General features: G+C 63.4%; 14 protein-coding genes and 1 pseudogene. 5 read left to right on the plus strand and 10 right to left on the minus strand.

What is annotated here, in order from left to right; all coding sequences use genetic code 11:
* Positions 1 to 6: 6 nt before the first annotated feature.
* The 3 genes and pseudogenes from MBR110_RS30455 to MBR110_RS32445 form a co-directional block, all read right to left on the minus strand.
* Positions 7 to 1,485 (minus strand): Y-family DNA polymerase, encoded by a 1,479-nt coding sequence (locus MBR110_RS30455; RefSeq protein ID WP_181710042.1) that lies wholly within the window; start codon positions 1,483 to 1,485, stop codon positions 7 to 9.
* The gene (gene imuA / locus MBR110_RS30460) at positions 1,406 to 2,122 is read right to left on the minus strand and encodes a translesion DNA synthesis-associated protein ImuA (RefSeq protein WP_181709811.1); all 717 of its coding nucleotides are present in this window, start codon (positions 2,120 to 2,122) and stop codon (positions 1,406 to 1,408) included. The genes MBR110_RS30455 and imuA overlap by 80 nt, the downstream gene beginning before the upstream one ends.
* A gap of 71 nt (positions 2,123 to 2,193) precedes the next feature.
* Positions 2,194 to 2,325: pseudogene (locus MBR110_RS32445) on the minus strand (SOS response-associated peptidase family protein); the annotation flags it as partial.
* Between the two features lie 117 nt (positions 2,326 to 2,442).
* Here MBR110_RS32445 and MBR110_RS30465 point away from each other — a divergent pair.
* From MBR110_RS30465 to MBR110_RS30485, 5 genes are read left to right on the plus strand one after another with little or no spacing between them, the layout of a single operon-like run.
* Positions 2,443 to 2,580 carry a hypothetical protein gene (locus MBR110_RS30465; RefSeq protein ID WP_009692939.1) on the plus strand — a complete coding sequence of 46 codons (138 nt, stop codon included), beginning with the start codon at positions 2,443 to 2,445 and terminating at the stop codon, positions 2,578 to 2,580.
* A 59-nt stretch (positions 2,581 to 2,639) separates the two neighbouring features.
* Complete coding sequence (locus MBR110_RS30470; protein ID WP_226189267.1) at positions 2,640 to 3,761, plus strand: tyrosine-type recombinase/integrase; 1,122 nt, start codon at positions 2,640 to 2,642, stop codon at positions 3,759 to 3,761.
* An 8-nt stretch (positions 3,762 to 3,769) separates the two neighbouring features.
* On the plus strand, positions 3,770 to 5,671 hold the full coding sequence (locus MBR110_RS30475) for a hypothetical protein (RefSeq protein ID WP_181709812.1): 1,902 nt from the start codon (positions 3,770 to 3,772) through the stop codon (positions 5,669 to 5,671).
* A complete protein-coding gene (locus tag MBR110_RS30480) occupies positions 5,668 to 7,620 on the plus strand; it encodes a hypothetical protein (protein ID WP_009692942.1) in 1,953 nt (650 codons plus the stop codon). The genes MBR110_RS30475 and MBR110_RS30480 overlap by 4 nt, the downstream gene beginning before the upstream one ends.
* Positions 7,617 to 8,054, plus strand: a complete 438-nt coding sequence (locus MBR110_RS30485) for a TetR family transcriptional regulator (RefSeq protein ID WP_009692943.1) — start codon at positions 7,617 to 7,619, stop codon at positions 8,052 to 8,054. The genes MBR110_RS30480 and MBR110_RS30485 overlap by 4 nt, the downstream gene beginning before the upstream one ends.
* A 66-nt stretch (positions 8,055 to 8,120) precedes the next feature.
* On the opposite strand, the gene MBR110_RS30490 is transcribed toward MBR110_RS30485, so the two are convergent.
* The 7 genes from MBR110_RS30490 to dsbD form a co-directional block, all read right to left on the minus strand.
* Positions 8,121 to 8,429, minus strand: coding sequence for a P-II family nitrogen regulator (locus tag MBR110_RS30490; RefSeq protein ID WP_009692944.1), 309 nt, complete (start codon positions 8,427 to 8,429; stop codon positions 8,121 to 8,123).
* A 36-nt stretch (positions 8,430 to 8,465) separates the two neighbouring features.
* On the minus strand, positions 8,466 to 9,023 hold the full coding sequence (locus MBR110_RS30495) for a PCYCGC motif-containing (lipo)protein (protein ID WP_012211070.1): 558 nt from the start codon (positions 9,021 to 9,023) through the stop codon (positions 8,466 to 8,468).
* A gap of 22 nt (positions 9,024 to 9,045) precedes the next feature.
* On the minus strand, positions 9,046 to 9,207 hold the full coding sequence (locus MBR110_RS30500) for a hypothetical protein (RefSeq protein WP_009692946.1): 162 nt from the start codon (positions 9,205 to 9,207) through the stop codon (positions 9,046 to 9,048).
* A 77-nt stretch (positions 9,208 to 9,284) separates the two neighbouring features.
* On the minus strand, positions 9,285 to 9,512 hold the full coding sequence (locus MBR110_RS30505) for a DUF2933 domain-containing protein (protein WP_012464982.1): 228 nt from the start codon (positions 9,510 to 9,512) through the stop codon (positions 9,285 to 9,287).
* 52 nt (positions 9,513 to 9,564) lie between these two features.
* Complete coding sequence (locus MBR110_RS30510) at positions 9,565 to 9,852, minus strand: hypothetical protein (RefSeq protein ID WP_012211071.1); 288 nt, start codon at positions 9,850 to 9,852, stop codon at positions 9,565 to 9,567.
* A gap of 119 nt (positions 9,853 to 9,971) precedes the next feature.
* Positions 9,972 to 10,334, minus strand: coding sequence for a hypothetical protein (locus MBR110_RS30515; protein ID WP_012211072.1), 363 nt, complete (start codon positions 10,332 to 10,334; stop codon positions 9,972 to 9,974).
* A 51-nt stretch (positions 10,335 to 10,385) separates the two neighbouring features.
* On the minus strand, positions 10,386 to 12,257 hold the full coding sequence (gene dsbD, locus MBR110_RS30520; protein WP_012211073.1) for a protein-disulfide reductase DsbD: 1,872 nt from the start codon (positions 12,255 to 12,257) through the stop codon (positions 10,386 to 10,388).
* Between the last annotated feature and the right edge of the window lie 20 nt (positions 12,258 to 12,277).

Raw genomic sequence — 12,277 nt, forward strand, 5'->3', positions numbered from 1 at the left:
GGTGGATCAACCGAACAGGCCGTGCAGGAAGAAGCGCGCTTCGCTCTCGTCGCTGGCTGTCGGCCGCTCCTTGTAGATCCAGTAGCAGATGCCGTTGTCGTCCTCGGCGACGAAGTAGTCGCGCGTCACGGTCTGTCCGTCCTGCCAGCCGCCTTCGATGCGCTCGCCGGGCGAAACCATCCGCAGCGGCGTGCCGTAGAACGGCCGATGCTTGCGCGTGAGCAGCGGCACAGGCTTGGCGAGCAGCCAGGCCGGGCGCGGCAGATCCGCCGGCAGCGGTGCCGGCTTCGGCGCGTCGCGCATCGGCACCCAGCGAGCGGCCGGCTCCGGACGGTAGTCGGCCATGGGAGCCGGTACGAGCACGTTCTCGGCGCCGAGCCGCGCAGTCAGCAGTTCGAGCAACCGCGCGTGATCCTGCGGCGTGCCGCCGGGCTCCGGGAACAGGGAGTCGCTCGGCGCGGCCGCTTCCTGCACGCTGCGGGCGATCAGTCGCACCGCAATCACGGGCCCGGCGAGCTCGACATGGCCGAGCCGTTCCTTGACCAGACGCGTGAGGTGTTCCTCGAAGCGGGTAGGGGCGCCCAATGCGATCTCGATCTCGGTCGGCGCGATCGCGTCCCGCCCGCGCTCGTGCTCGAGCAGCAGCGCGAACGCGGCGACGTCCAGCTGCTTCGCGGTGAGCCATCCGGTCAGCTGCAGGATCAGCCGGCGCGCGACGAACAGCAGCGCCTCGGCGTGCTCGACGCGGTCCATCAGTTCGACGCGCGTGTCGAACGACGGCGGCATGTCGAGCCAGTCGTACGCGGCCGGCGCGGTGCCGGCGACCTGGTCGAGCCAGTCGAGCAGCTGCGTGCCGCATCGCTTCTTCAACCCGGCCCGCGGTAAGCGCTGCAGGTCGGCCAGCGTCTCGCAGCCCAGCTCGTCGAACCAGGTCGCATACCGGCGTGCCTCGGGCGCCACGACGAGCGGCACGCGTGCGAGCGCGCGGCGCAGCGATCGTGCGGAAAGCGCGAGCCCGCCGCGCAGGCCGCGGGCGACCATCCACGCGGCCGGGCCCGACGACGCGACGGATATCGCCGCGGTGACGCCGAACGACGCGACGACGTCGCGCACGCGCTGGCGCAGCGCGCGGATGCCGTGGAAGAGGCGCAGGCTGGCCGTCACGTCGAGCAGCACCACGGCTTCGTCGGCGTCGACGACGCTCGGCGTGAACTGCAGCAGCGCATAGGCAACGCCGAGCACGAGCTCGCGCTCGCGCGCAGCGTCGCGCTCGCGGATCTGCGTGTCCGGCGCGAGCGACAGCACGCCACCGCGGCGCATACCGGCGACCACGCCGAGCGCGCGTGCGGCGCGATCGAGCGCCACGACGCGACCGCCCTCGAGTACGACCAGACCGCGCGCATCGTCAGATGACGGCGCCGGCGATTGCGGCCGGAACGATTCGAGGTTGAGGTGCGGCAGATGCACGCCGATCCAGACTGGCATGTCGGTTGAGCAAAATCGGTGATGGGGACAAGGGCACGAACAGCGGCGTATCGCGCGCAGGCCCGCGGCGCTTCACGAACGTGATGTCGACGCCGTCGCGCTTCGGCGCCAGCGCGAGCCGCAGCGGCGCCGGCGACGCGTCGCGCGCGGCGGCCCCTGGCCGGAACAGGAAAAAGAGTGCTGATCCGCTCTGCGCGGCCAGATTCAGGCGGCGCAGAGCATCCGTGCGGACATGCGCCTGCCAGAGCAGTACGGCAGCGCAGGTGCCGGCGCGCAACGCTTGCTCGGCGGCCCACAGCGCATCAGCCGTGCGCGGCGCTGCGAGTGCCACGAACCCGGACGGATCGACGCCCCAATACGCGAGCGCGAGCGGCTGCAGCGCATGCGGCGGTTGGATTAGCACGACCGGCTTACCGGCCGCGCGCGCGAGAACGGGCGCGAGTAGTCGTAGCTCGCCGACGCCGGGCTGCTGCGCGAGCAGCTCAACCAGCGCGCCGGCCGGCCAGCCGCCGCCGGGCAGCTCGGCGGTCAACGCCGGATGGCCGGTGTCGACGCCGCGCGTGCCTGAACGGGGCAGTTGCGACGCCTTCCACAGACTCGGATGAATCGCTTCCGGATAGGCGATGGCGGGGTGCATGGGGTCGGCTTCTAAAACACTGTACGTTTATACAGTATGCCACAGCTTTCCGACCCATCAACCCCTTCCGTCTACGCGGCTAGCTGATGCTCGTAGTACGGCCGTTCGCGATCGGCGAGGATCTCGCGCAGTTGCGCGCGCCGGCTCGGGTCGGGCGCCAGCCAGGCGTCGACGTTCGACGCCTTGATCGGCACGACGCAACGGTACGAATACCTCGTTTTGTTAGTAATAAATGGGTTGACAGACATCGTCCTGTGTACTGCTATTCAATTTCTTGAAGTCGAGTAGCGGGATGGAATTCGGGGGAGATTTGGCAACCTATGGATGATCCGGAAATAGGGCGGCTGCATTGCCTCGCGGCGCGCGCGATTGCTGACGGTGCCGACGACCTCGTGATGCGCCAATGGCGCGTGCCATTCAAGCAAGCAGCGAAGATGTTGCGCGAGGCCAGCGCGTGAGGTACGTACGCGCCACTGATGAGTTTGTCTTCGCCGGACGCCCGCGGCCGGGATTCCCCTTGATCCTCGACGATTCGATGGAGCCGGCGCAACCGTTCCATGACTACCTGCTGTACCGATTGCTTGAGAGCGGAAAGGCGCTTGATCAAAAGACGTGGGAGGCGTACGGTCGCCGGCTATGGGATTTCGCTCGATTTCTACAAGCGAACGAATGGTGTTGGGACGATCCATTCATGTCGGTTGGGCAGAGCGTCGTCAGTGTTTACCGCGATTGGCAGGCCCAAGACCTCAAGCTGGACCCCGCAACCATCAACGCCCGGTTGGAATTGGTCACGGCAATGTACCGGTGGGCACATGAACGCGGGCGGATCGACCGCTTGCCCTTCACCTGTTCCGACGTCGCAGTGTACGGCATTGAGCATGACCTGACTCATATCACCGGCGGTCGGAAGAGGTCGAGCCGTCCGGCAGTGCTGCTCAACGAGTGGAACAAGGAACCTGCGTTCCTGACAGCCGATCAACTGAAGATCGTGCGGCAATCGATTCGCTCTGCAGCGCAGCGGCTGCTGTTCGACCTGATGGCGCGGGTGGGTTTGCGCTCAGTCGAGGCACGTACCTTCCCGCTGTCGTACGTGGTTGATCCACGGACCCAAAAGGCTTGGAAGCCAGGCACCTTTATCGACGTGCGCCTCGACCCACGGGACATGGAGATCAAGTTCAACAAGTCCCGCGTTGTGCACGTGCCATACAGCCTGATGGAGGACATGTACGCATATACGACATTCGAGCGCAACGGTCTTGCCGACGCGGCAGACCGCAAGGAACTGATCCTGACGATTCACGGGCAACGCTACAGCAAGGAATCCGCGGTGAAGGTCTACACCGATCTCAGCAACACGGTGGGCTTCCGGGTGCGCCCGCTCATGCTGCGCCACAGCTACGCGATTCATACCCTGCTGCTGCTTCGCAGCCGTCCCGAGATACCGATGGAGCCGCTCATGTACGTCCGCGACCGCCTCGGCCACGCGAGTGTCCAGACCACCATGGTGTATTTGCAGCAGATAGAGCGGCTGCTGGGCGCAGAGGCGCTCGCGATGATGGACGAGTTTGACCGGCTCTACGGGGTTGGCAAAGCATTGGCCACGGCGCCGCATGCATCCACAGTCGATCCTCGACACTGAGCGACGCCATGGTCAGAAAGAAGAACTACAACGTCAGCGAGAATCGCGCCGCACCGGTCGGTGTCATATCGGCATCACTCGAACGGCCGAAGCCCGGCGCCGACGACGCCTGCATCGACATGGTCGCGCTGTTGGGGCTCGAGGCACGCTTTCCTCAGAGAATCAAGACGCTCGACCTTCGTGACTGGCTGGGCCGAGGCATCGACGACTGGGTATGCTCATCGGGCTTCTGCCTCAAGGCGATGCTGCTCTCGGGTGCACGCGCGACAGCCTCCGTCACCACGTACTTCGGGCAGCTGCCTTACCTGTTCGAGTACCTCGCGGGCAGTTCGCAAACCCCGCTGCCCCAGCGACCCAAGTTGCCGTCGGACCTTTCCCCGATGCATGTCCAGCATTTCATCGGATGGTTGCAGAAGCGAGCTCAGGCTGAAGGCTGGCGACCGAGTTCGACGCGCAATACCTACAGGGGGGTCAAGGCCGTACTCGCCGAAATGTTCGCGCAGGGCTTCATCGAGGGCGAGCCTTCTCGCTTCTTCCGGCGCGGCGCGTTGCCCTGGAGCAGCGAAGACAGCCTGCAGACTAGCCTGAGTGACGCGGAGCAAGAGCGCCTGGCCAAGGCGATCAAGTCCGACCTCGTTGATGTTCACCACGGCCGCTTGCAACTGAAGCAAAGTGCCGTGCAGGGACTCAGGCTGTTGTTGGTGGCACACCGTCAAGGGCTCAACCCGACGCCCCTGCTCGAAATGTGCCGCGATGCCTTAGCGCCGGGATTTCTGCCTGGCACGATCCTAATTCGTACTGCAGAGCACCGCAGCAAGAAGATTCGTTCCAATGTTGGCCGCTCCGCTCTTGGACGGCACGCATCAAATCAACCGAACGAGCAAGCTGACGAGCAGAACCTTTGCTTCGACCTCTCCGAGGGCGCAGTCTTGCAGCAGGCCATCGCAAGCACCCGCGAACTGGTGGGTGAGGCGCCATCCGCGTTCAAGACACGGATCTGGCTGTATCGCGCTGAAGCAAGTGCAGGGTCGACAAAGAGGGGCAACATCACGTGCCTCGACAGCAAGTCCCTCAACAGGGCAATCGAAGGCGTCATCGAACGCCGCAGTCTACTGGGAGACGGCGGCCTGCCGTTGCGCGTCAACCTGAGTCGCCTGCGTAAGAGCCGCTTCGACCGTGCTCTGCGTACCGCCGACGGCGACATAGCCATCACCGCCAACCTGATGGGCAACACACCGAGGGTCGCCGGAGTGAATTACCCGTCGATGAATGAGGCGCGCAAGGCCGATGCAGCGAGCTTCATGAACGGCGACTATACCGTTTTGATGCGGGCCGAAGCACAGGCTCCGAGGGGGAATGAGATTCGGCCAGTGCAAGTGGAACCTTTCAAGGTCGGCAAAGGCAGCATAAGCGCCCCGCCAAGCCCGACGCCCGTCTCCGCATGCTCGGACTCGATCAGCGGCGAGCATGCGCCGAATGATGGCCGCAGCCACTGCGATCGCTACGTCATGTGCTTGTTCTGCTCGAGCTTCGCGATCGTCGGCACCGTGGACGAACTCTGGCGCTTGTTCAGCTTTCAGATGTTCGCGCAGGCCGAACTCGACTACCTTGACGAAGCCTTGGGTCCGGAGCGCACGACCGACGGACTGCTTGAGGACCTGCGCGACCGATACCGGGTGGTCATCCCCTACATCGACGACTTCACGCAACGCCAATTCGCGCGCAGCCGGGTCGCGCAGGCCCGCGCCAAGACCGTCTCGGGCTTGCACCCTTACTGGCAGCACCAGATGACCATGAGCCGCCGCGCACGACACCGTGCGTCAGCGCCGGATCTGCGCGTTGATGGCTCGCACGGCGATACGGCGATACCGCGGATTCGCGGAACGCAGCAGGCAGGACCCAGGGCATGAGAAGTACCTCTGCCTCGATCCTTGACACGCCCCAAACGCTATCTGGGGCTCGCGCCGTGCCGGCCACATCCTTGCCCGCCCCACGTGCCCTGCGGGCCTTCGAGTTGCTGGCGGCTCAGCCGATCAGCCTGGTCGGCATTCCGCCGGCCGAACGTGACGCTATCGTGGTGACTGCCGTGGCCGATGCCGCAGGCCACGAGCATCCAGTGAGTCGTTTCGGTGATCGGGTCTGGGACCTCGCGCCGGAGATCGAGGCGAAGAACCGCAAGGGTTCGGCCCTGAAGATCGTTTGGCCGGACGACGTACCGAAAGCACTGATCGACGATGCCAAGGCGGCACTCTATTGTGCTCAGCGACGCGGCCCCCACGGGCGAAAGTGGTCCGGCAGCTCGATAGCGGATATTGGCCGCTCGGGCGTCCTGGCTCTGAGATATCTCGCACAATTGGGGCTGGCCGACTTCAGTCAGGTACGAGCTCTGCACCTGTCTGACCACATCGCGGATTTGCGGCGTACGCTCAAGCCCGTGTCGGTGCGTGGTCGGCTGCAAATTGTCGACCTGGTCTGGACGTTCCATACGGAAGTCCTGCACCCGTTGCTCGAGCACCCGTGGGCGGGGCTCGCCCTTTGGGATGCATGTGGCGGCAATGAAGATAATCGGATGCCGTCAGGGCGGACCGGCACGACCCCCGTGATCCCGCGGTCGGTGCAGCGCATACTTTTCGCCTACTGCGAGGCCAGTCTTGCGCAGGCGGACGAGCTGTTTCAGGCTCGAGACGCGGGCGGGCTCGGGGCGCCCAAGCGCCCCGCAATGACTTCGATCCGCAATGCGGTCCTATACCTCTTGCAGATCTCCTCCGGAATGCGCAACTCGGAGAGCACCGGCGTGACCAGCGGATGTTGGCGTACCGAACAGCGCAACGGCGTGACGTATCACTGGGTGCGCACGCGCGAAGTCAAGACGACCGGCGGAACCGAGGTCGACTTTCTGGTGCCGCCGGAGGCTATTCGCGCGCTTGAGATCCTGCAGCGCTACGCCCAACCGCTCCAAGCACGGTTGGTCGGCGAGGCGCGATGGCTCGAAGACCTGATGGCGCAGGGCCCCGATCTCACCGGCCACCTGTGCAACGGCATGAAAATGGCTGAGGCCGCGCACCGCCTGAACCATGTGCGAGAGATCGGCCGGCATCTGGTTCTAGGACTGAACGTGAAAGCCTCGGATCATCTGGGAACCGGTTCGCGGGTCGAGGTGCTGAGTTCAGCATCCTGCGGGTACCAATTGAAGCAATTGGCCGCGGCCGCCGGGACAGAGTGGAACCTGGCCAACCATCAGTGCCGCCGCACCTTCGCGTACAACGTCGCGAACTCGCGGTTGGGCCGAATGGGCCTCGTCTTCCTGAAGTGGCAACTCAAACATGCGTCGATGTCGTGGACGCAGCTCTACGCTGCCAGCCCGCACCAGGATCACGCCCTATATCGCGAGTTCGAGGAGGAAATGGCCGACGCGCGGCTGGGGCTGCTGGAAAGTTGGGCGCATTCCGATGCGCTGCTCAGCGGGGGTGCCGGCAAGAAGATCATGCAGACGCGCACGCGTGCCGCACGCGACCTCAAGCAACTCCTGAGACAAACCGCCGAGTCGATCGAACTGCGCAGCACCGGACACGCGTGGTGCATCAGTGGTACGCGAGGATGTCACGGCCAGGGGGTGTACGACCCATCAATGTGCGCGGGGTGCTCGCAGGCCATCATCGACCAGGGGCAAGCATCTGCCTGGCAGATGATTCACCTGGACAACCTGCGGCTAGCTGCGATCACCGACTGCGGTCCCGCAGTGGCCGATAAGGCGCGGCGCGTGGTGGAGCGCTCGACGCAGGTGCTGCGGGATCTCGGCTGTGCGCTGCCGACCGATGACCGGGCCCGGGCGTACACTGCCGCGCTGGAGGGAGCATGAGCAGCCGTGCAGGCACCTCGCCCGACGATACGCGGCCCGGGTCGGCGCCCCGGCGCCGTAGCAGAGGGAAGACGCGCGAAGCGCTACAGCTGGCGATCCTCCGGGTCAAGACGAGGGGACTGAAATTGAGCATCTCCTCCGTCGCGGCGGAGGCTGGCGTAAGCGCCGGCCTCATTCACAATACGTACCCCGACATCGCCGAAGAGATCCGCACTCAAGTCGGCCGCGGCATTCGGCAGCAGCGCGACGCCACGGTTGCGGAGGTCAAGAAGGTAAGAGAACAGCTGAAGACCGTCCGCGCGGAGCGAGACGCTGCACTGGCTGATGTCGCGACGCTGGCGTCGATTAATGAAACACTGCGTCAGGAGATTGCAACGCTGCAGGCGGTAGCTTCTGGAAAGATCCATGTTCTGCCCCCTGTGAGGGACGTTTAAGTCGTATGCTGGGATCCCTTTGATCTCATTGCATTTTCCCGGTAACCGACAATCGCCAAACCGGTGTTACGGAGTCGCCGACCGCACTCGGAGAAACCGTTCTACCGGTACGACGGCCACGACGCCATCGCCGCCCGATTGTTCGTTCGCGACCGTCGTAATTTCCTCGACCAGCGCGTCGACGCTCTCTGCGACCGTAAAGACTTCGATCCTGATGTGTTCCGTTGTCCAGTCGTTGCCAAAGAAGTTGGGATGCGCGCCGAATCCCTTTGCCTTGGTCACCGTCATTCCATGGATGTGCAACGCACCCAATCGCTGCTCGAGCGCGGTGAGCACCTCGGGCCGCAGCACTGCGACAACGCATTTCAGTTCCATCACATCCTCCTGCTTCGAAATTGAAACGCCCGGCGGCTATCCCTTCGGCGCCCACTTTGCATCGACTGCCGCTTGAATCTTCGCTGCGTCCCGGACACCAGCTTGCGTCATCTGGTAAGCGATTTCGGCTGTGCCTTGGCAAACCGGGCACGACACCGCCATCTTGTCCTCGAAGCACTGAAGGTTCGAACGATGCTCGCCGCGGTTCTCGCATCCGCACCAGCAGTAGAGCTTGTTGAGCGTCGCGGGGATCTGGGTCGCGACCCAGTACGCGTGCCGCACAGCAATGTCGGGAAACTGCACCGGGTTCAGTACATGCGAGGCATCCGATACGCCCGATGAAATGATGCGCAGTCCATCTGGGCGCAGCATTCCGACTCGCCAGCCGGGTACCTGCTGGACCGTGTTCTCCAGCGTGACCGCAGCGCTTTTTGGACCAAAGGCCCAATGCACAAGTGAAGGCCCCCAAACCAACGCCGTCGATACCGCGAGAATCAGGGCAAGCAGAGACAGCAGATTCAACTTCACCTTGACGACACGACCGGAGCGCTCGTTGGCGGCGCTGCCAGACTGATGTCGTTTGTATCGTTTCATTTTCAATCTCCCAAACTCCCGCTCAGGTTCCGGAACGCGGATACATCGTGCTTCCACACGACAGCATGCCGTGCATCATCCCGCTATGCATCCCCCACATCGCGGCCGTGCCCAGCACCGCTAGCAGGCCGATGGCCGCGAGTAGGCCAATGATGAAATTGACGATTGGTTTCCCAGTGAACATATACGCTCCGTGAAGCGGACCGGAGCGGTGGCAAATGCCATCGCTCCGGCCCGATGTACCGACGTAAGTCGGCGGGCTCAGTGTTCGGCTTTGTCCGTCAGGCGAGTGTCCACACCGGAACCGTCAGCGTGAGATTGCATGCCGCGCATCATGAAAATCATCGATAGCGGGCAGATAAACCCACTGGCGATAACGGCGAGCGTTGCAAGCGGGCCTCTGAGCGGAGGAAATGCCCAGTACCCGAGGGCGATGACGGCGACCAGTGCGGACCCAACAGCCACCATGGTTTTCCAGTTGCATTTCATGTGAAGTCCTTGTCAAGCGGAATTCAATGCGAGTCATGTGGTCTGGCTTGCGTCACTTTGACGGTGCCGCACCCGCCTGGTCGGAATACTTCATCATGATGTCGCTCATCGCGCGCATCATCTCGGCGTGCATTCGCATTGCGGTCTTCGAGTCCAGTCCGGCGCTCCCCCCCATCATCGGGCAACCACCCATCATGCCGCCCATCATCATCGAGCCGTGACCGTGCTCACGATCTTGCGCCGACGTGCCGGACGCTGAACCAGTGGCAGCGAAGCTCACTGCGCTCGCTGCAACCAATAGTGTGGAAAGGACCGCCATTCGTGCATGACTTGCGTTCATGTATATCTCCATCTGCATTCAAAGAATCGAACATGCGACGCTTCCCGGATGAATACGCGGGCCACGAGCGAACTCGGGCCGCGGTACGGAACCGCTGGGCAAGCGTCGACGGATGAGAGTTACAACGAACGCGGGGGTGGTGCTGGCAGCTCAGGAATGAACTGCTCGGCGAGGAACGGCGTGATGGCCCGATAGTCGGCCGTAGAAACGACGATGCCGACGCGATGCGACATCGGTATAGCCAGCATCCCGCACACGGCACTTCCCATGCCCGCGTGGCACGCAGATGGACGATCGCTGGTACCGAGAGGCTTCGTACCGGACGTGCATCCGGTCGCTTCGATCGCACTTGCTGCCTTCATGTGATGCTGTACCGCTGGCATCGACGACATTTCTGGACACAACGCCGCCTGTGCGGGGTAACCGAGCATTGGCAACCACGCAATCAGAAAGCAGGCAACGAGTTTGACCCAGAATTTCATGATTTCCAGTATAGGCGCCGATCAGTCCCGCTGCGACCGCCGGCAGCTGCGCTATTGCGCCACATCGCCCGACTGCAACCGCTTCAGATGGGCCAGGAACGTGTCCGCGCCAATAAATCCGATCAATTGCGCATCGGGCTGTGGCCGACCAGTCTTGTCGAAGAAGATCAGCGCCGGAGGGCCGAACAGACCGAACCGCCGCAACATGGCCGTGTCGGCCTCGGTGTTCTTCGTCACGTCGATGCGCAGCAACTTCCAATGCGTGAACTCGTTCATCACGCGCGCATCCGTGAACGTGAAGCGTTCGAGTTCCTTGCAGGTGATGCACCAGTCCGCGTAGAAGTCCACCATGACAGGTTGACCTCGTGCTGCCTTGAGCGCCTCGTCCAGCTTCGCGTTCGAGGTTATCGTGTCGAATTGCGTTGCCGCACTTGTGCCGCCGCCCGCCGACGTCGATGTCCGAGTCAATCCGCCCAGCGGCGTCAAAATGTCGAAGTTGCCCGATGCGACGCCAACAAACTCGGCAATACCAGCGACCAGCAGCAACACACCGAGCGCTTTGCCGACTCGCGCGATGCCCGTAGCATCCGCCGGTAACGGGTCGATCGCCCGCAGCATCGTCCCGCAAGCGGTGAGCAGCAACGCGATCAGCGACATCAGCAGCCACGCGGGCAGCAGCGAATAAACGAACCACAGCGCGGCGGCCAACAGCATGACCCCCAGCGTGTTCTGGACGGCGACCATCCAGTGTCCCGACTTGGGCAGCAAGCGCGTTCCGAACGTACCGACGAGCAACAATGGAATGCCGATTCCGATACCCATCAGATACAGCGCCAGCGCACCGCCTGAGATGTCACGACTGTTTGCGATGTAGAGCAGTGCGCCGGCCAGCGCCGGTGTGGAACACGGCCCTACGATCAGCGCGGACAACATGCCCATCACGAACACGGGCCCAACACGGCCGCCGGGCAAGCGCTTGCTCCATCCCGCAAACCGCGTCTGCCAACCCGTCGGCAGTTGCAATCGGAACACGCCGAACATACCGAGCGCGAACGCGAGCATGAGCATGCCGAACGTGGCCAGCAACCAGGGTTTCTGCGTCAGCGCCACGAGCGGAATGCCGATGACGGCCGCGACAGTTCCGGCTGCCGCATACGTGATCGCCAGTCCTTGCACATAGGCCAACGACAGCGAGAACCCGCGCCATACCGGCAACCGCTCGCGAGTACCGTCAATGACCGCCGTGACGATCGGAATGAGCGGATACATGCACACGGTACCCGCCATCAGCAGACCCGCCAACAGGAAGCCAAGCATTTCGGCGATGCCGATACCATTGGCCGGCCGCAGCGGTAGACCGAGTACGGTGGCCTGCCGGTCTTTCTCTGCGACAGGGAAGTCCGCCCCCTTCGCGCTCCCCACGAGCGCGGCAGGCGTCACCCCACCGTCCGCAGCGATCCGAAAGCGGCGAGTCTGAGGCGGATAACAGACACCAACGTCTGCACATCCCTGGGATGTCACCGTCAGCGTGGCGCTTGACGTGACGGCGGCGGACAGCGGAAGAAGAATTCGGACCGGCTGGTGATAGACCTGCACGACACCGAACGTGGGGTCGTTCTTGGTTTCGGAGGGAGGCATCGCAACCGGTTTTACCGGCGCGCCGCTCACCGCAAAGCTGAATCGGTCACGATACAGGTAATACCCGGGCTTCGTCTTGAAGTCGAGCACGACCTCCTTATGGCTCGCAAGGCTGACGGTCAACGGAAATGCCTGCTCGGGCGCCAGCAATTCGGATTCGTTGACTGCGTATGCCGCAAAGGATACAAGTCCGAACACCAGCACAAGGACGAAGCGAAGCATGCGACTCAACGCGTCCGCTGTTCGATAGACGTACCGATACGTGTTAGAGGATGTCGTGCGCATGTTGGTCTCCTCGGCCGCCC

The organism is Burkholderia sp. MBR-1 (genome assembly GCF_013822785.1).
In the GTDB taxonomy this organism is placed as follows: Bacteria; Pseudomonadota; Gammaproteobacteria; order Burkholderiales; family Burkholderiaceae; genus Burkholderia; species Burkholderia vietnamiensis.